At 57.3% G+C, this 25,524-nt stretch carries 21 protein-coding genes, 1 tRNA gene, 3 rRNA genes, 1 pseudogene and 1 riboswitch; of the genes and pseudogenes, 13 read left to right on the forward strand and 13 right to left on the reverse strand.

Annotated elements, in window-relative coordinates:
* Window positions 1-81: 81 nt before the first annotated feature.
* Window positions 82-1,680, reverse strand: coding sequence for a malate synthase A (gene aceB / locus EBL_RS17890; protein WP_002445432.1), 1,599 nt, complete (start codon window positions 1,678-1,680; stop codon window positions 82-84).
* Window positions 1,681-1,981: 301 nt separating this feature from the next.
* On the opposite strand from aceB, the gene EBL_RS17895 reads away from it, so the two are divergent.
* Window positions 1,982-2,884: a LysR family transcriptional regulator gene (locus EBL_RS17895; protein WP_002445434.1), complete on the forward strand. Its 903-nt coding sequence runs from the start codon at window positions 1,982-1,984 to the stop codon at window positions 2,882-2,884.
* Here the strand turns inward: EBL_RS17895 and EBL_RS17900 are convergent.
* Together EBL_RS17900 and metA are read right to left on the reverse strand one after the other, a co-directional pair.
* Window positions 2,868-3,866 carry an amidohydrolase family protein gene (locus EBL_RS17900; RefSeq protein ID WP_002445435.1) on the reverse strand — a complete coding sequence of 333 codons (999 nt, stop codon included), beginning with the start codon at window positions 3,864-3,866 and terminating at the stop codon, window positions 2,868-2,870. The two genes, EBL_RS17895 and EBL_RS17900, sit on opposite strands and share 17 nt — an antisense overlap.
* 131 nt (window positions 3,867-3,997) lie before the next feature.
* Window positions 3,998-4,927 carry a homoserine O-acetyltransferase MetA gene (gene metA, locus EBL_RS17905; protein WP_002445437.1) on the reverse strand — a complete coding sequence of 310 codons (930 nt, stop codon included), beginning with the start codon at window positions 4,925-4,927 and terminating at the stop codon, window positions 3,998-4,000.
* Between the two features lie 157 nt (window positions 4,928-5,084).
* Between metA and EBL_RS17910 the strand changes: the two genes are divergently transcribed.
* Window positions 5,085-5,537: an acetyltransferase gene (locus tag EBL_RS17910; protein WP_014716236.1), complete on the forward strand. Its 453-nt coding sequence runs from the start codon at window positions 5,085-5,087 to the stop codon at window positions 5,535-5,537.
* Between the two features lie 70 nt (window positions 5,538-5,607).
* Here EBL_RS17910 and rrf read toward each other — a convergent pair.
* The 4 genes from rrf to EBL_RS17930 form a co-directional block, all read right to left on the reverse strand.
* Window positions 5,608-5,723: ribosomal RNA gene (rrf, locus tag EBL_RS17915) — 5S ribosomal RNA — on the reverse strand.
* A 211-nt stretch (window positions 5,724-5,934) separates the two neighbouring features.
* Window positions 5,935-8,837 (reverse strand): 23S ribosomal RNA (locus EBL_RS17920).
* 178 nt (window positions 8,838-9,015) lie between these two features.
* Window positions 9,016-9,091: transfer RNA gene (locus EBL_RS17925), tRNA-Glu, on the reverse strand.
* A gap of 84 nt (window positions 9,092-9,175) precedes the next feature.
* Window positions 9,176-10,717 (reverse strand): 16S ribosomal RNA (locus EBL_RS17930).
* The 16S, 23S and 5S rRNA genes sit together here with 1 tRNA gene alongside, the layout of an rRNA operon.
* A gap of 590 nt (window positions 10,718-11,307) precedes the next feature.
* Here EBL_RS17930 and purH point away from each other — a divergent pair.
* Complete coding sequence (gene purH, locus EBL_RS17935) at window positions 11,308-12,897, forward strand: bifunctional phosphoribosylaminoimidazolecarboxamide formyltransferase/IMP cyclohydrolase (RefSeq protein WP_002445239.1); 1,590 nt, start codon at window positions 11,308-11,310, stop codon at window positions 12,895-12,897.
* 15 nt (window positions 12,898-12,912) lie between these two features.
* A complete protein-coding gene (gene purD / locus EBL_RS17940; RefSeq protein WP_002445241.1) occupies window positions 12,913-14,208 on the forward strand; it encodes a phosphoribosylamine--glycine ligase in 1,296 nt (431 codons plus the stop codon).
* A gap of 61 nt (window positions 14,209-14,269) precedes the next feature.
* Here the strand turns inward: purD and EBL_RS17945 are convergent, their stop codons facing one another.
* The 6 genes from EBL_RS17945 to nudC form a co-directional block, all read right to left on the reverse strand.
* Window positions 14,270-14,965, reverse strand: a complete 696-nt coding sequence (locus EBL_RS17945; protein ID WP_002445243.1) for a DUF1481 domain-containing protein — start codon at window positions 14,963-14,965, stop codon at window positions 14,270-14,272.
* Window positions 14,966-14,979: 14 nt separating this feature from the next.
* The gene (gene hupA / locus EBL_RS17950) at window positions 14,980-15,252 is read right to left on the reverse strand and encodes a nucleoid-associated protein HU-alpha (protein ID WP_002445246.1); all 273 of its coding nucleotides are present in this window, start codon (window positions 15,250-15,252) and stop codon (window positions 14,980-14,982) included.
* 186 nt (window positions 15,253-15,438) lie between these two features.
* The gene (locus EBL_RS17955; RefSeq protein ID WP_002445249.1) at window positions 15,439-16,029 is read right to left on the reverse strand and encodes a YjaG family protein; all 591 of its coding nucleotides are present in this window, start codon (window positions 16,027-16,029) and stop codon (window positions 15,439-15,441) included.
* Between the two features lie 43 nt (window positions 16,030-16,072).
* Entirely contained in the window at window positions 16,073-16,744 is a 672-nt protein-coding gene (gene nfi / locus EBL_RS17960; RefSeq protein WP_002445252.1) for a deoxyribonuclease V, read from the reverse strand.
* A 9-nt stretch (window positions 16,745-16,753) separates the two neighbouring features.
* Complete coding sequence (gene hemE / locus EBL_RS17965) at window positions 16,754-17,818, reverse strand: uroporphyrinogen decarboxylase (protein WP_002445254.1); 1,065 nt, start codon at window positions 17,816-17,818, stop codon at window positions 16,754-16,756.
* A gap of 40 nt (window positions 17,819-17,858) precedes the next feature.
* The gene (nudC, locus tag EBL_RS17970) at window positions 17,859-18,638 is read right to left on the reverse strand and encodes an NAD(+) diphosphatase (RefSeq protein ID WP_002445256.1); all 780 of its coding nucleotides are present in this window, start codon (window positions 18,636-18,638) and stop codon (window positions 17,859-17,861) included.
* A 100-nt stretch (window positions 18,639-18,738) separates the two neighbouring features.
* Between nudC and EBL_RS17975 the strand changes: the two genes are divergently transcribed.
* From EBL_RS17975 to EBL_RS18010, 9 genes and pseudogenes are all read left to right on the forward strand, one after another.
* Window positions 18,739-19,242, forward strand: a complete 504-nt coding sequence (locus EBL_RS17975; protein WP_002445258.1) for an Rsd/AlgQ family anti-sigma factor — start codon at window positions 18,739-18,741, stop codon at window positions 19,240-19,242.
* A gap of 50 nt (window positions 19,243-19,292) precedes the next feature.
* Window positions 19,293-19,414, forward strand: a riboswitch (TPP riboswitch).
* 108 nt (window positions 19,415-19,522) lie between these two features.
* On the forward strand, window positions 19,523-21,424 hold the full coding sequence (thiC, locus tag EBL_RS17980; RefSeq protein WP_002445260.1) for a phosphomethylpyrimidine synthase ThiC: 1,902 nt from the start codon (window positions 19,523-19,525) through the stop codon (window positions 21,422-21,424).
* A gap of 2 nt (window positions 21,425-21,426) precedes the next feature.
* On the forward strand, window positions 21,427-22,062 hold the full coding sequence (thiE, locus tag EBL_RS17985; RefSeq protein ID WP_034920585.1) for a thiamine phosphate synthase: 636 nt from the start codon (window positions 21,427-21,429) through the stop codon (window positions 22,060-22,062).
* Window positions 22,055-22,810: a HesA/MoeB/ThiF family protein gene (locus tag EBL_RS17990; RefSeq protein WP_002445265.1), complete on the forward strand. Its 756-nt coding sequence runs from the start codon at window positions 22,055-22,057 to the stop codon at window positions 22,808-22,810. The genes thiE and EBL_RS17990 overlap by 8 nt, the downstream gene beginning before the upstream one ends.
* Window positions 22,794-22,994 (forward strand): sulfur carrier protein ThiS, encoded by a 201-nt coding sequence (thiS, locus tag EBL_RS17995; RefSeq protein WP_002445267.1) that lies wholly within the window; start codon window positions 22,794-22,796, stop codon window positions 22,992-22,994. The genes EBL_RS17990 and thiS overlap by 17 nt, the downstream gene beginning before the upstream one ends.
* A gap of 1 nt (window position 22,995) precedes the next feature.
* Window positions 22,996-23,763: a thiazole synthase gene (gene thiG / locus EBL_RS18000; protein WP_002445270.1), complete on the forward strand. Its 768-nt coding sequence runs from the start codon at window positions 22,996-22,998 to the stop codon at window positions 23,761-23,763.
* Window positions 23,763-24,893 carry a 2-iminoacetate synthase ThiH gene (gene thiH, locus EBL_RS18005; RefSeq protein ID WP_002445271.1) on the forward strand — a complete coding sequence of 377 codons (1,131 nt, stop codon included), beginning with the start codon at window positions 23,763-23,765 and terminating at the stop codon, window positions 24,891-24,893. The genes thiG and thiH overlap by 1 nt, the downstream gene beginning before the upstream one ends.
* A gap of 120 nt (window positions 24,894-25,013) precedes the next feature.
* Window positions 25,014-25,127 (forward strand): annotated as a pseudogene (locus EBL_RS20895) (STM2901 family protein); the annotation flags it as partial.
* Window positions 25,124-25,453, forward strand: coding sequence for a DUF1493 family protein (locus tag EBL_RS18010; RefSeq protein ID WP_232001881.1), 330 nt, complete (start codon window positions 25,124-25,126; stop codon window positions 25,451-25,453). The pseudogene EBL_RS20895 and the gene EBL_RS18010, both read left to right, overlap by 4 nt.
* Window positions 25,454-25,524: the final 71 nt, after the last annotated feature.

Here is a 25,524-nt window from a genome sequence, read left to right on the forward strand (position 1 = left end):
GGATACCGGGTTTAAGAGGTAGAGTACGCAAACACATAACGGTGCCGGGGCCCGGCACCTTAACCGGCCACTGAGGTGGTGTTATGCCAGTAGCCGGTAACCCGGCAGGGTCAGGAAGTCGATAAGCTCATCTGAGGTGGTTATCTGCTCCATCAGCCGGGCGGCATCGTCAAAGCGCCCGGCGGCAAAGCGGGCGTCGCCCACTTCCCGGCGGATAACCTGCATTTCTTCACCCAGCATGGTGCGAAACAGCGCCTTTGTGACCGGCTCACCGGTATTGAGCGTTTTGTTATGGCGGATCCACTGCCAGATAGACGTGCGGGAGATTTCCGCCGTGGCGGCGTCTTCCATCAGCCCGTAGATAGGCACGCAGCCATTGCCGGAGATCCAGGCTTCGATGTACTGCACCGCCACGCGGATATTGGCACGCATGCCCGCTTCGGTACGCTCTCCCGGGCATGGCTCCAGCAGCTGTGCGGCGCTAATCGGCGCGTCTTCTTCCCGACGGACATCCAGCTGGTTTTTACGCGCGCCTAATACCTGGTTAAACACCGCCATGGCGGTATCTGCCAGCCCCGGGTGCGCCACCCAGGTGCCGTCATGACCATTGCGGGCTTCAAGGGATTTATCGGCGGTGACCTTCTCCAGCACCTGGCGGTTTTGCGCCTCGTCTTTGCTGGGAATAAAGGCCGCCATACCGCCCATGGCAAAGGCGCCGCGTTTATGGCAGGTTTTGATCAGCAGGCGCGAGTAAGCGCTCAGGAAGGGCTGCTCCATGGTGACGCTCTGGCGATCCGGCAGTACCCGGTCCGGGTAATTTTTCAGTGTTTTGATATAGCTGAAGATATAGTCCCAGCGCCCGCAGTTCAGCCCCACAATGTGGTCACGCATGGCGTGCAGAATTTCGTCCATCTGGAACACGGCGGGCAGTGTTTCGATAAGCAAAGTGGCTTTAATGGTGCCGCGCGGCAGCGAGAAGCGATCTTCAGTAAAGCTGAACACTTCGCTCCACCAGGCCGCCTCCTGCCAGGACTGGGTCTTCGGCAGGTAAAAATAGGGCCCGCTGCCCTTTGCCAGCAGGGCCTGGTAGTTGTGGTAAAAGTAGAGTCCGAAGTCAAACAAACTGCCGGGGATCGGCGCATCCCGCCAGCTTACGTGTTTTTCCGGCAGGTGCAGGCCGCGCACCCGGCAGATAAGCACCGCCGGATCTGGCTTCAGCTGGTAAATTTTCCCGGTCTCACTGGTGTAGCTGATGGTGCCGTTCACCGCATCGCGCAGGTTGATTTGCCCCTCCAGCACCTTTTGCCAGCCGGGGGCCAGGGAGTCTTCAAAATCGGCCATAAAGACTTTTACATTGGCATTGAGCGCGTTGATCACCATTTTGCGCTCTACCGGGCCGGTTATCTCTACCCGACGATCCTGTAAATCCGCGGGAATGCCGCGAATGCGCCAGTCACCGTTTCTGATGGAAGCCGTTTCCGAAATAAAATCCGGCAATTTCCCCTGATCGATAGCCTGCTGTTCCCGCTGGCGGGCCGCCAGTAACTGATTGCGCCCGGGCGTAAAGCGCGCCACCAGGTCGGCAATAAAATCCACCGCGCCTGGCGTCAGTACCTGGCGCTCCAGCTCCCCCTCTGGCTGGTGAAACATGATCTCTTCGTTAGTAGCCTGTTGTGTCATGACTGGTTCTCCCCTGACAACCGTTCCCGTTTGCTGATCCGCCTGTGGATCAGTGCGCACTTTTCACTCAACACAACTAAGCCTAATTCAGAAATCAAAAAAATCAAAAACGGTTTCCATTTTCACAATAAAAATGATTTAACGCGATGATTAATATGGTGATTTATTTTTACCGGATTGGTAACTGGTTTTCAGTTGCTGAATGGTTACGGCAGGTGACCAACGAAACGACACGTTAATCCAATACGCCCGGCAGCGCAGTATTTACTATGGGCAGATAGCGATCAGCAAAGAGGCCACCATGCGTAACGAGCTGGATTTGAAGATGCTGTATTTCTTTCGTGCGCTGTATCTGAGCGGCAATGTCTCCCAGGCTTCTGATCAGCTGGCCCTGAGCCAGCCCTCAGGCAGCCTGTTATTAAAACGCCTGCGCGAAGAGTTTAACGATATGCTGTTTGTCCGGGCGGGCCAGAAAATGGCGCCAACCCCCGCCGCACAGCAGATCTTTGCCACGGTATCGGCCATTCTGGATCTGGTGGATAACCAGCTGGATACCTCACTGCCGTTTGATCCCGTCACCAGCCAGCGCCGCTTTACCCTGGCTATGGCAGATATCAGCCAGATGACCCTGATCCCCCGGCTGCTGGCCCTGTGTAAGCAGCAGGGTGCCCACCAGATCCAGTTTGCCATCCGGGAGATTGACGACGGGCTCTACGCACAGCTGGAGTCGGGTGAAATCAACCTGGCTATCGGTTATTTAACGGATCTGCCGGACAGTTTTTACCAGCAGCGCCTGTTTGATGAGCACTATGTCTGCCTGAGCAGCGCGGTGCACCCGCGGATTCAGCAGGCGCCGGATTTGTCTGCCTGGCGCAGGGAGCGGCATGTGATGGTGCGTGGAGACGGCTCAGGACATGCCGATACGGAGCGCTACCTGATGCGCCACGGCATTGAGCCACAGATAGCCATGATCGTGCCAAACTTTCTCGGGGTGGGGGGAATTGTCGCCAGCAGTGAGTTGCTGGCAACAGTGCCCGGGCAGGTGGCGGCCTGGTTTTCCGCATCTTCGGCCTGTATCGCCTGGCCGCTGCCGGTGCCGTTCCCCTCTTTTACCATTCGCCAGGTATGGCACCAGCGTTATCACCACGATCCCGGGCTAATCTGGCTGCGCCAGCAGTTATCCCGGCTTAGTCAGGCAGGCTGAAGATCCGCCGGGCTGTACCGCAGGCAATGGCCTGTTTCACCACGGGATCCAGAGTCAGCGGATCGAACCAGCCCGCCGCTTCGTGCATATCTTCATAAGGGTAATCGACAGAGAACATGACCCGGTCAGCCCCCATCACTTCAATGGCATTATGCAGGGCGCTGGTTGTAAAGTGGCCGCTGGTGGTGACATAGAAATTATTCACCAGGTAGTCTGTCAGCGGGCGCTGATTTGCCCCGAGGCCGATCCCTTCATGCTGTTTTTTCAGGCGGTGTTCAGTACGCGGCAGCAGGTGTGTCAGCCCTTCCCCCAGGTGGCCCAGAATCACGGTTAAATTCGGGTAACGGTCGAACAGTCCGCTCATCATCAGGCGAATGGCATGAACGGCGGTTTCTGGGGCAAAGCCCCACGCTGAGCCAATCAGGCTCTCATAACCGCGATAAATACCGCAGGCTGACGGCAGAGGCTCACGGGGGTGCAGGTAAACCGGCACATTCAGCTCGCTGACTTTCTGCCAGAAGACCTCCACGGAGGGAGAGTCCAGATAGCGGGTTGCACCGGCGTCGTCCATATTGGTGTAGCCGTTGATCAGCGCCCCTTTCATGCCCAGTTTTTTTACCGCGCGCTCCAGTTCATCGGCCGCGGCCTGAGGGTTTTGTAGCGCCACTGTCGCAAAGGCGCTAAAGCGATCCGGGTGGGGCTGCACGAAATACCGGGCAATGTAGTCGTTGGTACTGGTGGCAAACTCGGTGGCGGCAGCGGCATCCAGTATCGACTGAGCGCCGGGTGAGGTCAGCGATAAAATCGCGTGGCGAATCCCGCAGGCATCCATATCCTGCAGGCGCAGGTCGGTCTCCAGCAGGCGTTTTTCAACATCTGCCATATAAGTGCGTCCATTACGTAATGCTTCGCCCGTGGCATCCCACAGACGATTATTTTGCGCGGTGGAGAGGTGCTCTTCTAATGCGATTTTTCCTTTCATGACCATAGCCTCATATACAGTACGTGTCGGACAGACAATACGACGCGCAGGCCCGGGCAGGCCATACGGCCAGGGTTATAGTCACTATCAGTATCTTTAATACCCCCCGGCTGGCGGGGGGTAGCCGGGGGTTAGTCCAGGGTGGGGTTCATCTGGCGCAGATCGTAAGGGGTTATCTGGTAGACATAGTAGTTCAGCCAGTTGGTGAACAGCAGGTTGCCGTGGCTGCGCCAGGTGGCCCGGGGTTTTTTCTGCGGATCGTTCCCCGGGAAGTAGCGATGGGGCAATTGCGGGTTCAGCCCCGCGTCCAGATCGCGAAAATACTCTCCGGCAAGTGTCAGCGCATCATACTCCGGGTGGCCGGTCACAAAAGCCAGGCGTTTGTCCGGGCTGGCAAACAGGTAGGCGTCCCCCTCTTCTGATTCGGCGAAAATCTCGAGATCGGTATATTCGCGGATCAGCGCTGCGGGGAAGTCCGCATAGCGGGAGTGCGGTGCCAGGAAAGCGTCGTCAAACCCTCTGGTCAGCAGCGCGTGAGGGTGGGAGATATAGTGCTCATAAACCCCGGAGATCTTCTCTTTGCGGGTCTGTTTAGGGATGCCGTACAGGATATTCAGCGCGGCCTGAACCGCCCAGCAGACACACAGGGTTGAGGTGACGTGATCTTTCGCCCACTCCAGTACCCGGGTTATCTGCGGCCAGTAAGCCACATCATCAAACTCGACCAGCCCGAGCGGCGCGCCGGTCACGATCAGGCCATCATAATTTTCATTCTGGATATCTTCAAAATCACAGTAGAAGGTATCCAGGTGCTCTGCGGGCGTATTGCGGGATTCCCGGTGGTCAATGCGCAGCAGGCGGATATCCAGTTGCAGCGGCGAGTTGGACAGCAGGCGCAGAAACTGATTTTCGGTTTCAATCTTTTTCGGCATCAGATTAAGGATCAGGACTTTTAGCGGGCGGATCTCCTGCCCGCTGGCCCGTGATGTTGTCATCACAAAGACGTTTTCCTGGCGCAGAAAATTGACCGCGGGTAATTCGTCCGGAACCCTGATTGGCATAACCTTAACCCTCACTACATACGTTTAAACGTTTAGACATCCAGATAGCTGAAGATAACTATAATCTGTGCGAATGTCGAGACTTCAGGCAAAACGTGAAAATGTTTCACGACGCGGCTTTCGGTAGAATACCGAAAATAAACCGCAAGGGAAGAAGATGCAAAAGATGCAAATACGCCGCGCACGCGATGATGAAGGCCCGCAGCTGGTCGCCCTGTGGGGTGCTGCCGTGGATGCCACCCATCATTTTTTATCACCGGCGGACAGGGTTGCTATCGGTGAGCAGGTGGCGCAGTTTTTACCCCAGGCGCCGCTGTGGGTCGCCGTGAGTGAACAGGATATTCCGCTGGGTTTTATGCTGCTGGCAGATCAACATATGGAAGCGCTGTTTGTCGATCCGCAGTGGCACGGTAAAGGGGTGGGGAGTTTGCTGCTTGATCACGCCATCACCTTATGCCCGGCGCTGACCACCGATGTGAATGAGCAGAACCGGGCTGCGCTGGCATTTTATCTGGCGCAGGGGTTTGAGATAACCGGACGGTCGCAGACAGACAGCGCAGGGCGCGCCTATCCGCTGCTGCATTTACGCTACCGGGGGTCAGAGGAGTAATGCTGACCGACAAACTGAAATTAAACGAAAAAAGCCCTGTCTTCCGACAGGGCTCTTTCGTTTAATTAAAGCCTGGCAGTTCCCTACTCTCGCATGGGGAGACCCCACACTACCATCGGCGCTACGGCGTTTCACTTCTGAGTTCGGCATGGGGTCAGGTGGGACCACCGCGCTACGGCCGCCAGGCATATTCTTTGTGCTCATGTCCGTCTTTTTCTTTTGCACCACACCCGCGTTGGCTGCGCTCACTCGCAACAGTCACTTACTTCAGTAAGCTCCTGTCGCCTCGTTCTCTTGCCGCCTTGCTGTGGCTCAAAATCGAAAAGACTTACATCATCTATCCGGTAACAAGCTGAATATCATCTCTGTCTTCACACCAAAACATCTTTGGCGTTGTAAGGTTAAGCCTCACGGTTCATTAGTACCGGTTAGCTCAATGCATCGCTGCACTTACACACCCGGCCTATCAACGTCGTCGTCTTCAACGTTCCTTCAGGACCCTTATAGGGTCAGGGAGAACTCATCTCGGGGCAAGTTTCGTGCTTAGATGCTTTCAGCACTTATCTCTTCCGCATGTAGCTACCGGGCAATGCCATTGGCATGACAACCCGAACACCAGTGATGCGTCCACTCCGGTCCTCTCGTACTAGGAGCAGCCCCCCTCAGTTCTCCAGCGCCCACGGCAGATAGGGACCGAACTGTCTCACGACGTTCTAAACCCAGCTCGCGTACCACTTTAAATGGCGAACAGCCATACCCTTGGGACCTACTTCAGCCCCAGGATGTGATGAGCCGACATCGAGGTGCCAAACACCGCCGTCGATATGAACTCTTGGGCGGTATCAGCCTGTTATCCCCGGAGTACCTTTTATCCGTTGAGCGATGGCCCTTCCATTCAGAACCACCGGATCACTAAGACCTGCTTTCGCACCTGCTCGAGCCGTCACTCTCGCAGTCAAGCTAGCTTATGCCTTTGCACTAACCTCCTGATGTCCGACCAGGATTAGCTAACCTTCGTGCTCCTCCGTTACTCTTTGGGAGGAGACCGCCCCAGTCAAACTACCCACCAGACACTGTCCGCAACCCGGATCACGGGTCTACGTTAGAACATCAAACATTAAAGGGTGGTATTTCAAGGTTGGCTCCATGCAGACTGGCGTCCACACTTCAAAGCCTCCCACCTATCCTACACATCAAGGCTCAATGTTCAGTGTCAAGCTATAGTAAAGGTTCACGGGGTCTTTCCGTCTTGCCGCGGGTACACTGCATCTTCACAGCGAGTTCAATTTCACTGAGTCTCGGGTGGAGACAGCCTGGCCATCATTACGCCATTCGTGCAGGTCGGAACTTACCCGACAAGGAATTTCGCTACCTTAGGACCGTTATAGTTACGGCCGCCGTTTACCGGGGCTTCGATCAGGAGCTTCGCTTGCGCTGACCCCATCAATTAACCTTCCGGCACCGGGCAGGCGTCACACCGTATACGTCCACTTTCGTGTTTGCACAGTGCTGTGTTTTTAATAAACAGTTGCAGCCAGCTGGTATCTTCGACTGACTTCAGCTCCACCCGCAGGGGCTTCACCTACATGTCAGCGTGCCTTCTCCCGAAGTTACGGCACCATTTTGCCTAGTTCCTTCACCCGAGTTCTCTCAAGCGCCTTGGTATTCTCTACCTGACCACCTGTGTCGGTTTGGGGTACGATTTCGTGTTACCTGATGCTTAGAGGCTTTTCCTGGAAGCAGGGCATTTGTTACTTCAGCACCGTAGTGCCTCGTCATCACGCCTCAGTGTTAAAGTGAACCGGATTTGCCTGGTCCACACACCTACACGCTTAAACCGGGACGACCGTCGCCCGGATAACATAGCCTTCTCCGTCCCCCCTTCGCAGTAACACCAAGTACAGGAATATTAACCTGTTTCCCATCGACTACGCCTTTCGGCCTCGCCTTAGGGGTCGACTCACCCTGCCCCGATTAACGTTGGACAGGAACCCTTGGTCTTCCGGCGTGCGGGTTTTTCACCCGCATTATCGTTACTTATGTCAGCATTCGCACTTCTGATACCTCCAGCAGCCCTCACAGACCACCTTCAACGGCTTACAGAACGCTCCCCTACCCAACAACACATAGTGTCGCTGCCGCAGCTTCGGTGCACAGTTTAGCCCCGTTACATCTTCCGCGCAGGCCGACTCGACCAGTGAGCTATTACGCTTTCTTTAAATGATGGCTGCTTCTAAGCCAACATCCTGGCTGTCTGGGCCTTCCCACATCGTTTCCCACTTAACTGTGACTTTGGGACCTTAGCTGGCGGTCTGGGTTGTTTCCCTCTTCACGACGGACGTTAGCACCCGCCGTGTGTCTCCCGTGATAACATTCTGTGGTATTCGTAGTTTGCATCGGGTTGGTAAGTCGGGATGACCCCCTAGCCGAAACAGTGCTCTACCCCCACAGATGAGTTCACGAGGCGCTACCTAAATAGCTTTCGGGGAGAACCAGCTATCTCCCGGTTTGATTGGCCTTTCACCCCCAGCCACAAGTCATCCGCTAATTTTTCAACATTAGTCGGTTCGGTCCTCCAGTTAGTGTTACCCAACCTTCAACCTGCCCATGGCTAGATCACCGGGTTTCGGGTCTATACCCTGCAACTTAACGCCCAGTTAAGACTCGGTTTCCCTGCGGCTCCCCTATTCGGTTAACCTTGCTACAGAATATAAGTCGCTGACCCATTATACAAAAGGTACGCAGTCACACCCCGAAGGATGCTCCCACTGCTTGTACGTACACGGTTTCAGGTTCTTTTTCACTCCCCTCGCCGGGGTTCTTTTCGCCTTTCCCTCACGGTACTGGTTCACTATCGGTCAGTCAGGAGTATTTAGCCTTGGAGGATGGTCCCCCCATCTTCAGACAGGATATCACGTGTCCCGCCCTACTCATCGAGTTCACAACATGTGCATTTTCGTGTACGGGGCTTTCACCCTGTATCGCGCGACTTTCCAGACGCTTCCACTAACACACACGCTGATTCAGACTCTGGGCTGCTCCCCGTTCGCTCGCCGCTACTGGGGGAATCTCGGTTGATTTCTTTTCCTCGGGGTACTTAGATGTTTCAGTTCCCCCGGTTCGCCTCGTTAGCCTATGTATTCAGCTAACGATAGTGTGACGAATCACACTGGGTTTCCCCATTCGGACATCGCCGGGTCAAAGGTTCATATCACCTCGCCGGCGCTTTTCGCAGATTAGCACGTCCTTCATCGCCTCTGACTGCCAGGGCATCCACCGTGTACGCTTAGTCGCTTAACCTCACAACCCGAAGATGTCTTCAGGTGTGATAATTTGAGAGACTCATAAACGCTTACGCGTTTATTGTTTCAATTTTCAGCTTGTTCCAGATTTTTAAAGAGCAAATATCTCAAACATGACTCTTGCAAGTCAGTTTTGAGATATATCGGCACGCAACTTTCACTTACATACCAGCAAGTGGCGTCCCCTAGGGGATTCGAACCCCTGTTACCGCCGTGAAAGGGCGGTGTCCTGGGCCTCTAGACGAAGGGGACACTGTAGTCTCGTTCGCAAGACGCCTTGCTTCTCTACTTTCATCAGACAATCTGTGTGAGCACTAAAAGGTTGTATCTTTAAGGTAAGGAGGTGATCCAACCGCAGGTTCCCCTACGGTTACCTTGTTACGACTTCACCCCAGTCATGAATCACAAAGTGGTAAGCGCCCTCCCGAAGGTTAAGCTACCTACTTCTTTTGCAACCCACTCCCATGGTGTGACGGGCGGTGTGTACAAGGCCCGGGAACGTATTCACCGTGGCATTCTGATCCACGATTACTAGCGATTCCGACTTCATGGAGTCGAGTTGCAGACTCCAATCCGGACTACGACGCACTTTATGAGATCCGCTTGCTCTCGCGAGGTCGCTTCTCTTTGTATGCGCCATTGTAGCACGTGTGTAGCCCTGGTCGTAAGGGCCATGATGACTTGACGTCATCCCCACCTTCCTCCAGTTTATCACTGGCAGTCTCCCCTGAGTTCCCACCCGAAGTGCTGGCAACAGAGGATAGGGGTTGCGCTCGTTGCGGGACTTAACCCAACATTTCACAACACGAGCTGACGACAGCCATGCAGCACCTGTCTCATAGCTCCCGAAGGCACCAAGGCATCTCTGCCAAGTTCTATGGATGTCAAGACCAGGTAAGGTTCTTCGCGTTGCATCGAATTAAACCACATGCTCCACCGCTTGTGCGGGCCCCCGTCAATTCATTTGAGTTTTAACCTTGCGGCCGTACTCCCCAGGCGGTCAACTTAACGCGTTAGCTCCGGAAGCCACGGTTCAAGACCACAACTTCCAAGTTGACATCGTTTACGGCGTGGACTACCAGGGTATCTAATCCTGTTTGCTCCCCACGCTTTCGCACCTGAGCGTCAGTCTTCGTCCAGGGGGCCGCCTTCGCCACCGGTATTCCTCCAGATCTCTACGCATTTCACCGCTACACCTGGAATTCTACCCCCCTCTACGAGACTCAAGCTGACCAGTTTCAAATGCAGTTCCCAGGTTAAGCCCGGGGATTTCACATCTGACTTAATCAACCGCCTGCGTGCGCTTTACGCCCAGTAATTCCGATTAACGCTTGCACCCTCCGTATTACCGCGGCTGCTGGCACGGAGTTAGCCGGTGCTTCTTCTGCGGGTAACGTCAATGACTAAGGTTATTAACCTTAATCCCTTCCTCCCCGCTGAAAGTACTTTACAACCCGAAGGCCTTCTTCATACACGCGGCATGGCTGCATCAGGCTTGCGCCCATTGTGCAATATTCCCCACTGCTGCCTCCCGTAGGAGTCTGGACCGTGTCTCAGTTCCAGTGTGGCTGGTCATCCTCTCAGACCAGCTAGGGATCGTCGCCTAGGTGAGCCGTTACCCCACCTACTAGCTAATCCCATCTGGGCACATCCGATGGTATGAGGCCCGAAGGTCCCCCACTTTGGTCTTGCGACATTATGCGGTATTAGCTACCGTTTCCAGTAGTTATCCCCCTCCATCAGGCAGTTTCCCAGACATTACTCACCCGTCCGCCACTCGTCAGCGAATCAGCAAGCTGATTCCTGTTACCGTTCGACTTGCATGTGTTAAGCCTGCCGCCAGCGTTCAATCTGAGCCATGATCAAACTCTTCAATTCAAAGTTTGATGCTCAAAGAATTAAACTGTTTATTCGTAATGAATTAACTGTTAGTCACTCTTGAGACTTGATAATCATTTTTCGTCTTGCGACGTTAAGATATCAGTGCCTTAGAGTGCCCACACAGATTGTCTGATAAATTGTTAAAGAGCAGTGCGACGCGCTTAGCGCTCTGTCGCGAGGTGGCGTATGTTACGCTTTCCTTTTTCAGAGTCAACCGTTATTTTCAGGCTTTCTCTTCAATCTTCACCGCTGTTTGCCGTGATGTCTGTCACAGCTGCCGTGTCGATGGAGGCGCATTATAGGGAGTTCTGCGCCGCCTGCAACAGAAAGATTGCACAAAAATGACTGACTGCTGCATTCCCCAGCAAAACCCCGCTTTATACCCGTTTATGCACTGTTTTATCCACAGGGATAGCCCGTTTTTATCATTAACGGAGAAACAGAAAAATTCGCGAGCGTTACGCAAACGTTTTCGTTACAATGCGCTCACTGATAAGAATGCCCCTTTCGGGGCGTTAGCTGAGTTTTTATCGGTAAAAACTCAGCTAACGCTCTCTGTAATGTTCAAATCCCGGGGATTTAATACCATGCAACAACGTCGTCCAGTCCGCCGCGCGCTGCTCAGTGTTTCTGACAAAGCCGGTATCGTCGAATTTGCTCAGGCGCTCTCCCAACGCGGCGTTGAGCTGCTCTCCACCGGCGGTACTGCCCGCCTGCTGGCAGATGCTGGCCTGCCTGTTACCGAAGTGTCTGACTACACCGGCTTCCCGGAAATGATGGACGGACGCGTCAAAACCCTGCACCCGAAAGTGCATGGCGGCATTCTCGGCCGCCGTGGCCAGGATGACGACATCATGGCGCAGCACGCTATCTCCCCTATTGATATGGTTGTGGTCAACCTCTACCCCTTCGCCCAGACCGTTGCCCGCCCGGGCTGCTCCCTGGAAGATGCGGTTGAGAATATCGATATCGGCGGGCCTACCATGGTGCGCTCCGCCGCCAAGAACCATAAAGATGTGGCCATTGTGGTCAAGAGCAGTGACTACAACGCCATTATTAAAGAGATGGATGCCAACGACGGTTCCCTGACGCTGGAAACCCGTTTTGATCTCGCCATCAAAGCCTTCGAACATACCGCCGCCTACGACAGCATGATCGCCAACTACTTTGGCCGTATGGTGCCGCCGTACCACGGGGATACCAGCGATGTTTCCGGCTACTTCCCGCGTACCCTGAACCTGAACTTTATTAAGAAGCAGGATATGCGCTACGGCGAGAACAGCCACCAGCAGGCCGCCTTCTATATTGAAGAGCAGGTTCAGGAAGCCTCCGTTGCCACGGCAGAGCAGTTGCAGGGCAAGGCGCTCTCCTACAACAACATTGCCGATACCGATGCGGCGCTGGAATGTGTCAAAGAGTTTGATCAGCCCGCCTGCGTGATAGTCAAACACGCCAACCCGTGCGGTGTGGCGGTAGACGGCTCCATTCTGGACGCCTATAACCGCGCCTGGAAGACCGATCCGACCTCTGCTTTCGGCGGCATTATTGCCTTTAACCGCGAGCTGGATGCCGAAACCGCCCAGGCCATCGTCTCGCGCCAGTTTGTGGAAGTGATTATTGCCCCGTCCGTTAGTGAAGAGGCGCTGAAAATTACCGCCACCAAACAAAACGTGCGCGTGCTGCGCTGTGGTGAATGGCAGCAGCGGGTGCCGGGCCTGGATTTCAAACGGGTGAATGGCGGCCTGCTGGTTCAGGAGCGCGATCTGGGTATGGTCAGCGCAGAGGAGCTGCACGTGGTCACCAAACGCCAGCCTACCGCGCAGGAGCTGCGTGATGCCCTGTTCTGCTGGAAGGTGGCGAAGTTCGTGAAATCTAACGCCATCGTCTACGCCAAAGAGAATATGACCATCGGCATTGGCGCCGGCCAGATGAGCCGGGTCTACTCGGCTAAAATTGCCGGAATCAAAGCCGCGGATGAAGGCCTGGAAGTGAAAGGCTCGGCCATGGCTTCTGACGCCTTCTTCCCGTTCCGTGACGGTATCGACGCGGCCGCAGAAGTGGGCGTGACCTGTGTTATTCAGCCGGGTGGCTCCATTCGTGATGAAGAAGTGATTGCCGCGGCCGACGAGCACGGCATTGCCATGATCTTCACCAGTATGCGCCACTTCCGCCATTAATCAGGGAGCGACACCATGAAAGTATTAGTTATTGGTAACGGCGGGCGGGAGCACGCCCTGGCCTGGAAAGCCGCCCGCTCCCCTCTGGTAAAAACGGTGTTTGTCGCGCCGGGTAACGCCGGTACGGCGCTGGAGCCGGCACTGCGCAATGTGGATATCAGCCCGACAGATATTCCGGCCCTGCTGGATTTCGCCCGTCAGGAAAAGGTTGATTTAACCATCGTCGGGCCGGAAGCCCCGCTGGTCATCGGCCTGGTGGATGCATTCCGTGACGCAGGCCTGACCATCTTCGGCCCCACCCGGGGAGCCGCCCAGCTGGAAGGCTCCAAAGCCTTTACCAAAGATTTTCTGGCCCGCCACAATATCCCGACGGCGGAATACCAGAACTTCACCGACATCGAGCCTGCCCTTGCGTACCTGCGCGAGAAAGGCGCGCCGATCGTTATCAAGGCCGATGGCCTGGCCGCCGGTAAAGGGGTTATCGTGGCGATGACCCTCCAGGAGGCGGAAGCCGCCGTCCGGGATATGCTGGCGGGCAATGCCTTTGGTGATGCGGGCCACCGCATTGTGATTGAGGAGTTCCTCGACGGCGAAGAAGCGAGCTTTATCGTGATGGTGGATGGCGAGCACGTGCTGCCCATGGCCACCAGCCAGGATCATAAGCGCGTCGGCGATGGGGATACCGGCCCGAATACCGGCGGTATGGGGGCTTACTCCCCGGCACCGGTGGTCACGGACGAGATCCACCAGCGCACCATGGAGCGCATCATATGGCCTACCGTGCGCGGTATGACGGCGGAAGGGAATACCTACACTGGGTTCCTGTATGCCGGGCTGATGATCGACAAGCAGGGCAACCCGAAAGTTATCGAGTTCAACTGCCGGTTTGGCGATCCGGAAACCCAGCCGATTATGCTGCGCATGAAGTCTGATCTGGTGGCCCTGTGCCTGGCCGCCTGTGAGGGCAAGCTGGATACCCAGCGCTCTGAGTGGGATCCGCGCGCATCCTTAGGGGTGGTCATGGCCGCCGGGGGTTACCCGGGGGATTACCGTAAAGGTGATGTTATCCACGGCCTGCCGGAGGAAGACACCACCACCGCGAAGGTGTTCCATGCGGGAACGGCGCTTTCCGGGGATAACCAGGTGGTGACCAGCGGCGGGCGCGTGCTGTGCGTAACGGCCCTGGGCGACACGGTGGCCGAAGCGCAACAGGCCGCTTACCGGTTATTGTCCCACATCCACTGGGACGGCTGTTTCTGCCGTAAAGATATCGGTTACCGCGCCATTGCCAGAGAGCAACAGGCTGACTGAGTCACCGCTAATTCTGATAGCCGCCTGCGGGCGGCTTTTTTGTTCCCGGGAAACACCGGGCTCAGAAGCTCTGCGCTTCGGGCTCCCAGCGGCAGAAGTCTTCATTGGCCACCAGCAGTAGCTGCGCCCCTTCGGGAGCTTCCAGCCAGGCAATGTTCACCGCCCCTGCTGAATGGCTTTGCCGCTGGCGAATATGGCCGAGAGCGGCACTATCAAGTGCCGGAGAGACGGTTTTCCCGGCGCAGGTCACCACGTTGCCGTCTGGCTGCCAGCGCCCCTGGTACAGGGCAACCCGCCCGCTACGTAATGCGTCGCTGGTCTGCCGGAGCCTGGTCGCCCGGTACTGGTAAAGCGCTATTTGATCGCTGGAGAGCTGCTGCCTGCTGTTGCCCACATCCCGCTGCATAAAGCTCAGCTCGCCTTTGTCATCAAAGCGCACTTTGATCTGCTCCCGGGGCGTTGTCAGCCCGGTCAGTTCAAGGGAGGTTAACCGCTCATCCTGCCAGCGGTATTCGCGGGTTGATGTTGTGCCCTGGCCCCAGGGGCTGTATACCGCCAGGATATGCACACCGCCGTGGGCGTCATCTTTGCGCCAGATACGTACTGCGCCGTCATCGGACACATAGCCGCTGGCGGTAAAAGGAGGGATGGCAGAACTGCCGCTGCAGGCCTGCAATAAAAGGGCCGCGACCAGAATAGCCCCGCGGCGCCAGCTAAACAAAAGGGGCGCAATCGCCCCTCTGTCAAAACGCGTCACTGTTTCGCCGTGGCTTACTTAACAGCGTCTTTCAGTGCTTTACCAGAAACAAATGCCGGCACGTTAGCTGCGGCGATTTTGATTTCTTTACCGGTCTGCGGGTTGCGGCCAGTACGCTCAGCGCGGTGGTTCACTTTGAAGGTACCGAAACCTACCAGTTGAACAGCGTCACCTTCTTTCAGAGACTCAGTAATTGCTGCCAGAGTGGATTCCAGAGCTGCTTTCGCCTGCACTTTGGACAGATCAGCCTTGTCAGCAATTACATCAATCAGTTGAGTCTTATTCATAAGTTATCCTTACAATGTGTTTATCGCTTGCTAAGCATCGAGTGCGACGGAAATGCCTGAATAGCACTCTCCTGCATACACGCACCGATAGCCACTTTTTTTCGCCCCACAAATGTAGACCAGACGGGGGGTTGATGGGAAGCCTTCAGGCACGACAAAACAGGCAGTAAGTCACGTTTTGTTGTCCTATTGCTGTAAATTTATACCGATATTGCTACTGCCGGCCTCACGCAGGTCTGCACGCAGTCCTTTGATCAGCTCAAGGTCCCGCTCTTCACAGGCGGCCAGCAGGCGGAAAATCTCCCACTGGATGTCCCACTCCTGCTCTACAGCCGGGTTAATTTTCAGCTCTTCTTCGGTCATTTCCCGCCCGGCCTGGGTCATTTCCAGCATTGCCACGGTGGTGACGGAGGTCTTACTGACCTCAATGGCGTGTTCGAGTGTCTCGCCACTCAGCTGTGCGTGCAGCAGCTCGCTTAATGCCACACAGGCGTCGATAGCGGGCCAGACACCGTAGATATCGTAATCCTCACCAACCGGGATCGCGTCTTCCAGTTTTTCCAGCTGGCTGTCGAAATTCACTTTGGCGTCTTTGACCGTGAGCGTCTCCCACACCAGATCAAGGATACGGCGATAGAGCTGCCCGTCGCCAAACGCCGTTTGCTGGCAGAACATGGCATAGTTGGGATACATACGCTCACACAGGCAGGCCATAAAGGTGACGTGCTGCCAGCTTTCCAGCTTCTCAAGACGCAGATGGATCGGATTCTGTAACATTAAACATTCTCACAAGGGCGATAGTGCGGGCAGTGTACCCCAATCATTCGTGGATTTCCTGCCAGCGCAAAAACGCCGGTTTACGTGATGCCACCGCATCCGCCCAGCGGGTGGGCTCCGGCAGGCGATACCCGGCCATACAGCGCTGTACCCAGCTCAGCGCCGTATCCAGGCTGACCCGGTGACCGGTGGAGATAAACAGCGGATTACAGCGCGCTTTACTGCGCCATACCCAGCCCAGTTGCTGGTCTTTATCTGTCAGGGGGGCCAGCGCACCCGGTGCCTCTGACGGGAGCTGGAACTGGCCACACAGGCGCTTTTTCGCCACCCCGATAGTGGGCACATCTTCCAGCAGGCCAAAGTGGCAGGCCACCCCCAGCCGCCGCGGGTGAGAGCGGCCATGGCCATCCACCAGCAGCAAATCCGGCTTGCGGCTCAGCTGTTGCCAGGCCGCCTGAAGGGCGGGCGTTTCCCGGAATGACAAAAACCCCGGAATATAAGGCATCACCGTTGGGATCCTGGCTATCTGATACTCCATAAGCGCCAGGGAGGGCCACGCCAGAACCACCAGTGCCGCACGGGTGATCCGGCCTTCGTCTTCGAAACCAACATCGGCCCCGCCCACCCAGCGGGGAGGATCGGCGATAAGCCGATCCTCCGTGACCACCAGGTGCGCCAGCGCCTGTTGCTGCGCGCGCAGCGCGGCAAGATCCATAGCCGCTCCTCAGGGGTGGTAAGGCACAGAGAGGCGGTGCACCGCGTCAACAAACGCGCCCGCGTGTTCTGGGGGCACATCCTGGTGGATCCCGTGGCCGAGGTTAAACACATGCCCCTCCCCGTGACCAAAGCCCGCCAGAATGGATGCCACCTCCTGCTCAATTCGCGCCACCGGCGCATACAGTACGGAGGGATCCATATTGCCCTGCAGGGCCACCTTGTGGCCCACCCGGCGCCGGGCATCGGCAATGTCGGTGCTCCAGTCCAGCCCCAGGGCGTCACACCCGGTTGCGGCCATCGCTTCCAGCCACTGGCCGCCCCCCTTGGTAAAGAGCGTTACCGGCACCCGGCGGCCGTCATTTTCCCGCTGCAGGCCAGCGACAATTTGATGCATATAGTCGAGGGAGAACTGCTGATAATCCCGGCCGGTCAGCACGCCGCCCCAGGTGTCAAAAATCATGACCGACTGGGCACCGGCGCGGATCTGCGCATTAAGGTACAAGATAACGCTCTGCGCGAGCTTCTCCAGCAGGGCATGCAGGGTCTGCGGCTCGGCATACATCATCTTTTTAATCACGGTAAACGCCTTGCTGCCGCTGCCTTCCACCATATAGGTGGCCAGGGTCCAGGGGCTGCCGGAAAAGCCGATCAGCGGCACCTCGCCCTTCAGCTCCCGGCGGATGGTGCGCACCGCGTCCATCACATAACGCAGCTCATCTTCCGGGTCCGGCACCGGGATACGATCCACATCCGCTTTACAGGTGACCGGCCGCGCAAAGCGCGGGCCTTCACCGGCGCCGAAGCTCAGACCCAGCCCCATGGCATCCGGGATGGTGAGAATATCGGAAAATAAAATCGCCGCATCCAGCCGGTAGCGCCGCAGGGGCTGGAGTGTCACCTCACAGGCCAGCTCAGCGTTACGGCACAGGGACATAAAATCACCGGCCTGCGCACGGGTGGCTTTATATTCCGGTAAATAGCGCCCCGCCTGGCGCATCATCCATACGGGTGTCATATCCACGGGCTGGCGCAGCAGCGCGCGCAAGTAACGATCGTTTTTGAGTTCGGTCATTCGTCCATTTCCTGTATCAACGGGGCGTCAGTGTAACATGTCATTCACAGTCTGCCCGACACCGGGCCACTGTATCTTCAATCAGCCGTCGCGCTACGGTGCCCACCGCCGGCAACAGAGGCAGCTGGTCATAACGATACCAGCCCGCATCCAGCAGTTCCTTACGATCAATGGCTATCTCGCCGCCCGCGTATTCTGCGGTAAAGGCCATCATCAGAGACTGGGGGAACGGCCAGGGCTGGGAGCTGACATAATGCAGATTCTTCACCCGGATGCCGCTCTCTTCCATCACTTCACGGGATACGGCCTGCTCCAGGGTCTCGCCCACTTCCACAAACCCGGCCAGCACCGTATAGACCCCATTACGGTGGCGCACGTGCTTGCCCAGTAAAATAGAATCCCCCTTGCGGATGGCAACAATAATGCAGGGGGCGATTTGCGGGTAATAGCGCTCCCGGCAGTGGCTGCACAACAGCGCCCACTCGGTTTTACTCGGGTGCATACTGTGGCCGCAATACCCGCAATAGTGGTGAGAGCGGTAAAATTCCGCCAGCTGTACCCCCCGGCCCGCCAGCTGAAACAGCCCGGCATCCTGGTCGATAATCTGGCGCACTGAGCCCATATCCTGTGGCTGCTGCTGGCAAATCAGCCAGACCGGCTCTCCCTGCCATTCACCAATCCGGCGGGCGGTAAGCCCCTCCAGCCCCCATTCTCCGGCCTGCCCGTATGGCAGCGCCCCCCCGGGTAACCATAATTTATGGTAGTGGCTGACGACCCACCAGCCGTGGTCTAATTTTTCAATTATGCGATCTGCTAACACTTGCGCTACTCCAGCTTCACTGGCAATCTCGTATTTACATTTTAATTACATTTTTACTACTGGTGCTGCTTAACGACTTACCCCATTTACGGAGTCATCTATGTTAAACCAGCTAAAATCCCTGACAGAACGCCTTAACGGAAATAACACACTCGTCGACCAGTGGCTGCTGCAAAGAAAGCACCTGTTAATCGCCTGGTATAACCTGGTCGGCCTGACACCAGGGAAAAGTTCGCTGGCCGCCATCGATGAAATGGCGCTGGATGCCTTTTGCCAGGGCCTGGTGGATTATTTATCTGCCGGTCATTTCCATATTTATGCGCGCATTATCGGTGAAATTAAAGGAAATTACGCACAGCTCGCCACATCGCAAATCTGCCCGCAGCTTGAAGCCAACACGCAGCAAATTATGGCCTATTACGATCTGCATCTGGAGAGCGCTCTGGAGCATGATGATTTTGCCGAATTTCAGCAAGCCCTTTCCGGGCTGGGTGAAGCCATGGAGACCCGGTTTGCCCTGGAAGATAAGCTGATGCTGATGGCGCTGGAGCTCAGCCGGGATCTCAGCGCCAATGACGGAAATCCGTTAACCCGTCCTGCTTGAGTTTCTGCGTATTAACGCGTAATTTACAACTGCCCCCGCACATGCGGGGATGAATCTTGTCGGAGTGCCCAGAGGTGAGCGTTTACGTTCGCCGCGGGCTGAGACCGTTAATTCGGGATCCGCGGAACCTGATCAGGTTAAAACCTGCGAAGGGAACAAGAGTAATGCCTCACTGTTTTCACTGAGCTCACCGGCTTCTTCACCGGGTGATAACTCAGGGTAAATTACTCCTTCCGTCGTTCTGGCAAGCCATATTCTGCGTTTAAACCGGAAATGAGCTATGTCCAACACCACAGAAAAACCAGACCGTCGCGCGCAGCGCGATGCCGCCCGGCACTTTATCAACACCCTTGAAGGGACCAGTTACCCCAGTTCACAGCGTATTTACCTCACCGGCAGCCGGGAAGATATCCGCGTGCCGGTGCGTGAAATCCAGCTCAGCCCGACCCTGATAAACCAGGATCCCCACTCGCCCCGCTATGAGCCCAACGAAGCGGTTGTGGTGTATGACACCTCCGGCCCTTACGGGGATCCGGCAATCCAGGTGGATGTGCACCAGGGGCTGGCCAGATTACGCCAGCCGTGGATAGCGCAGCGTAACGATACCGAGCCCCTGGACGCCCGCAGCTCCACCTGGAGCCGCCAGCGCCTGGCAGACGATACCCTTGACGAGTTGCGCTTCCGGGCGCTGCCCCGCCCCAGACGCGCCCGTAGCGGGCAATGTGTCACCCAGCTTCACTATGCCCGCCAGGGGATAATCACCCCGGAGATGGAGTTTATCGCCATTCGCGAGAACATGGGCCGCGAGCGCATTCGCAGTGCGGTTTTACGCCAACAGCACCCGGGCCAGGGGTTTGGTGCCCGGCTGCCGGAGAATATCACCGGTGAATTTGTGCGCGCTGAGGTGGCCGCTGGCCGGGCGATTATCCCGGCCAACATTAACCACCCGGAGTCAGAGCCGATGATTATCGGCCGCAACTTCCTGGTGAAGGTGAACGCCAATATCGGCAGCTCGGCGGTGAGCTCATCCATTGAAGAAGAGGTGGAAAAGCTGGTCTGGGCCACCCGCTGGGGGGCCGATACGGTGATGGATCTCTCCACCGGGCGCTATATCCACGAAACCCGGGAGTGGATCCTGCGCAACAGCCCGGTGCCCATCGGCACGGTGCCCGTTTATCAGGCCCTGGAGAAGGTTAACGGCATTGCCGAAAACCTGAACTGGGACATCTTCCGGGATACGCTGCTGGAGCAGGCAGAACAAGGGGTCGACTACTTTACTATCCACGCCGGGGTTCTGCTGCGCTATGTGCCGATGACCGCAAAACGCCTGACCGGGATCGTCTCGCGCGGGGGGTCGATCATGGCTAAGTGGTGCCTGTCCCACCATCAGGAAAACTTTCTTTACCAGCACTTCCGGGAGATCTGCGAGATCTGCGCGGCCTATGATGTGGCCCTATCCCTCGGCGACGGGCTGCGCCCGGGATCAATTCAGGACGCCAACGATGAAGCCCAGTTCGCCGAGTTACACACCCTTGGTGAGCTGACCAGCATCGCCCGGGAGTATGACGTGCAGGTGATGATCGAAGGCCCGGGCCATGTGCCGATGCAGATGATCCAGCGCAATATGACCGAAGAGCTGGAGCACTGCCACGAGGCCCCGTTCTACACCCTCGGCCCGCTCACCACAGACATTGCCCCGGGCTATGATCATTTCACCTCCGGGATTGGTGCGGCGATGATCGGCTGGTTCGGCTGCGCCATGCTCTGCTATGTGACCCCGAAGGAGCACCTCGGCCTGCCGGATAAAGACGATGTCCGCCAGGGGCTTATCACCTACAAAATTGCCGCCCACGCAGCCGATCTGGCAAAAGGGCACCCCGGCGCCCAGATCCGCGATAACGCCATGTCGAAAGCGCGTTTTGAATTCCGCTGGGAGGATCAGTTTAACCTCGCGCTGGATCCCTTTACCGCCCGGGCCTACCACGATGCAACACTGCCCCAGGCATCCGGCAAGGTGGCCCACTTCTGCTCCATGTGCGGGCCCAAATTCTGTTCAATGAAAATCAGCCAGGATGTGCGCGACTACGCTGCCCGCCAGCAAATGGATGCCGGTATGGCAGATATGTCGCGCGCTTTCCAGACGAAAGGCGGGGAGATCTATCTTCGCCAGGAGGAAATATAATGCTGTACCAACCCGATTTTCCCGCCATGCCCCGGTGCCTGGGGCTCTACCCGGTTGTTGACTCGGTGGAGTGGATTGCCCGCCTGCTGGAGGCCGGTGTGCGTACTATCCAGCTGCGCATTAAAGACAAGCAGGACCACGAGGTCGAGGCCGATGTGGCTGCGGCTATCGCCCTGGGCAGGCGCTATAACGCCCGGCTGTTTATTAACGACTACTGGCGGCTGGCGATTAAACACCAGGCCTACGGGGTCCACCTGGGCCAGGAGGACCTGGAAACCACCGATCTGAACGCCATCCGTAAAGCGGGGCTGCGGCTCGGGGTGTCCACCCATGACGATATGGAAATCGACGTCGCGCTCGCGGCCAGACCTTCCTATATCGCCCTGGGCCATGTGTTCCCCACCCTGACCAAACAGATGCCCTCCGCCCCCCAGGGGCTGGCACAGCTGGCGGCACATATCCGGCGCCTGGGAGAGTACCCGACAGTGGCCATTGGCGGTATCAGCATTGCCCGGGCACCCGCAGTGATGGATACCGGCGTCGGCAGTATTGCTGTGGTCAGCGCGATAACACAGGCGCCGGACTGGCGCCAGGCCACGGCACAGCTGCTGGACATTGCGGGTGCCGGGGATGAATGACGCAGATTTTATGCGCTACAGCCGCCAGCTGCTGCTGGAGGAGATAGCCCTGGAGGGCCAGCAAAAACTGCTCGCCAGCCAGGTGCTGATTATCGGCCTTGGCGGGCTGGGCTCCCCGGCGGCCCTCTACCTGGCCGGGGCCGGGGTGGGCCACCTGGTCGTGGCCGATGACGACACCGTGCATATCAGCAACCTGCAGCGCCAGATCCTGTTCAGCAGCGGCGACCTTGAACAGCCCAAAGCAAAGGTGGCGAAACGCCAGCTTGAGCGGCTCAACCCGGCCATCCGCGTGGATGTCCTCCACCAGCGGTTATCCGGCCTGCCATTGCGCCAGGCTGTCGCCCGGGCGGACCTGGTGCTTGACTGCACCGACAATATGGCCGCCCGCCAGGAAATCAACGCCGCCTGCGTGGCGCTGGACACGCCGCTAATCAGCGCCAGCGCCGTGGGGTTCAGCGGCCAGCTGATGGTACTGACGCCCCCCTGGTCCAGCGGCTGCTACCGCTGCCTGTGGCCAGAGGATGCCGAACCGGCACTTAACTGCCGCACCGCCGGTATCCCGGGACCGGTGGTGGGCATCATGGGCACCTTACAGGCGCTGGAAGCGCTGAAGCTGCTCAGCGGAATGGCTGTTGCCAGTGGCAAATTACAGCTGTTTGATGCCAGAGCGCTCCAGTGGCGCACCCTGGCACTACGCCGGGCGCCGGATTGCCCGGTTTGCGGAGGACACCATGCAGATCCAGTTTAACGACCAGACCGTTCAGTGCCCGGAGGGCTGCAACATCAGCCAGTTCCTGGCACAACTTGAGATCCGCCAGTCCGGCTGTGCGCTGGCGGTCAACCAGACCATTATTCCCCGGGCGCAGTGGCCGCAACACCTGCTGCGCGACGGGGACCAGATCCTGCTCTTTCAGGCTATTGCCGGGGGTTAACATGTTACAGATTGCTGATAAGACATTCTCTTCGCCGCTGTTTACCGGCACCGGTAAATTCGCCTCACCAGAGGTGATGAGCGCGGCGATCACCGCCTCCGGCTCCCAGCTGGTGACCATGGCCATGAAGCGCCTGGATTTGCAGGGCCAGCGCGATGATATTCTCTCCCCCCTTCAGGCGCTGGGTGTCAGCCTGCTGCCCAATACCTCCGGGGCAAAAACCGCTGAAGAGGCGATATTTGCCGCCCGGCTCGCCCGGGAAGCGCTGGGCACCCACTGGGTCAAACTGGAGATCCACCCGGACGCCCGCTATTTACTGCCGGATCCCATCGAAACCCTGAAAGCGGCTGAAGCGCTGGTCAGACAGGGTTTTGTGGTACTGCCCTACTGCGGCGCAGACCCGGTACTGTGTAAACGGCTGGAAGAGGCCGGATGCGCCGCCGTGATGCCCCTTGGCGCACCGATCGGCTCTAACCAGGGGCTGCAAACCCGCGCCATGCTGGAGATTATTATCGAGCAGGCCCGGGTGCCGGTGGTGGTTGATGCGGGGATCGGCGTGCCGCACCACGCCTGCGAAGCGCTGGAAATGGGCGCCGATGCGGTGCTGGTGAATACCGCCATCGCCGTGGCGGATGATCCGGTACAGATGGCCCGGGCATTCCGTCTGGCCGTGGAGGCAGGCCAGATTGCCGCCCGGTCCGGCCCGGGGAAACGCCATACTCAGGCCCGGGCCACCAGCCCGCTGACCGGCTTTCTGGAGCACTGCTGATGGAAACCTTTACCCAACGCTGGCAACAGCTGGATAACGACGATATCCGGCTGCGGATCAACAGCAAAACCCCCCGTGATGTGGAGGCCGCCCTCGCCGCCCGCCGCCCGGACCGGGAAGATATGCTCGCCCTGCTCTCCCCGGCGGCAGCCGGATACCTGGAGGCGATGGCGCAGAAGGCCCACGCCCTGACCCGCCAGCGCTTTGGCAACACGGTCAGTTTTTATGTGCCGCTGTATCTTTCCAACCTGTGCGCCAACGACTGCACCTACTGCGGCTTTTCGATGAGTAACCATCTGAAGCGCAAAACCCTTGATGACGCCGAGATAGCCCGGGAGTGTGCCGCTATCCGCGAGCTGGGCTTCAGCCACCTGCTGCTGGTCACCGGTGAGCATCAGACCAAAGTGGGGATGGACTACTTCCGCCGCCACCTGCCCTATATCCGCAGCCAGTTCAGCTCCCTGCAAATGGAGGTCCAGCCCCTGGCCGAAGAAGAATATGCCGAGCTGAAAACCCTCGGCCTTGACGGGGTGATGGTCTACCAGGAGACCTACCATGAAGCCACCTACGCCCGGCACCATCTGCGCGGTAAGAAACAGGATTTCTTCTGGCGGCTGGAAACCCCGGATCGGCTGGGCCGGGCCGGTATTGACCGCATTGGCCTCGGGGCACTGATTGGCTTGTCTGACAGCTGGCGGGTGGACTGCTATATGGTGGCGGAGCATCTGTTGTGGCTACAGCAACACTACTGGCGCAGCCGTTATTCGGTATCCTTCCCGCGCCTGCGCCCCTGTGCTGGCGGCGTTCAGCCCGCATCGCTGATGGACGAGCGCCAGCTCCTGCAGGTGATTTGTGCCTTTCGCATTATGTCGCCCGATGTGGAGCTGTCACTCTCTACCCGGGAATCCCCCTGGTTCCGGGACCACGTGGTGCCGCTGGTGATTAACCACGTCAGCGCGTTTTCCCGCACCCAGCCCGGTGGCTATGCGGATGGCGATGCGCCAGAGCTGGAGCAGTTCGCCCCGCACGATGGCCGCACACCGGATGAAGTGGCACAGATGCTGGTTGCCGCCGGGCTACAACCGGTATGGAAAGACTGGGACGGCTACCTGGGCCGCCCTGCACGATAACTACCACCAGCATGCCATCCAGATGGGCCCACCCGGGCCCATAATTCAATATATTGCGAGTTTTATGATTTAAAAACAGACGATAATATGAGGAGCATGTCTGCCCATATCTGAACTTAATTAGGCTGGATTGGCCTCATTAACTCACTGTATCAGGCATCAAATAACACACTGAATAAGTACAACCTGATAGCCAGGCCGAAAGATCGAATACAGTGGGCCTCCCCTTCATGAATATACAAGATGCTGTTTTAGCGCTGTTCAGAGAGGAAATTCCTGGCTACCTGGACAAACACTGGCAGACGGTTCCTCTGACACTTGATTCAGACCTGTTTGACGTTCCCGGTGATGACTTATCTGACGCCCTGCAACGCTTTGAAATATGCTTCAATGTTGATCTTTCTGTCGTCGACTGGTCAAAATACTTTCCCTGGGAAAATACCCCCGTAGCAACAAAATGGTTCGGACCCAGCCGCAAAGATGTCGAAGCGACCCGTCAGCCGCTTACGATAAAAATGTTCGCTGAATCTGCCCGGGCAGGGAAATGGCTGTACGACTAAGCCGGGCTACACCAGTATGAAAAGGTCAGGACAGCTGGTACAAACCCGTGCCGGGTGCTGGCAATATGCCC

Origin of the sequence: Shimwellia blattae DSM 4481 = NBRC 105725, assembly GCF_000262305.1 — a bacterium.
Taxonomy (GTDB): Bacteria; Pseudomonadota; Gammaproteobacteria; order Enterobacterales; family Enterobacteriaceae; genus Shimwellia; species Shimwellia blattae.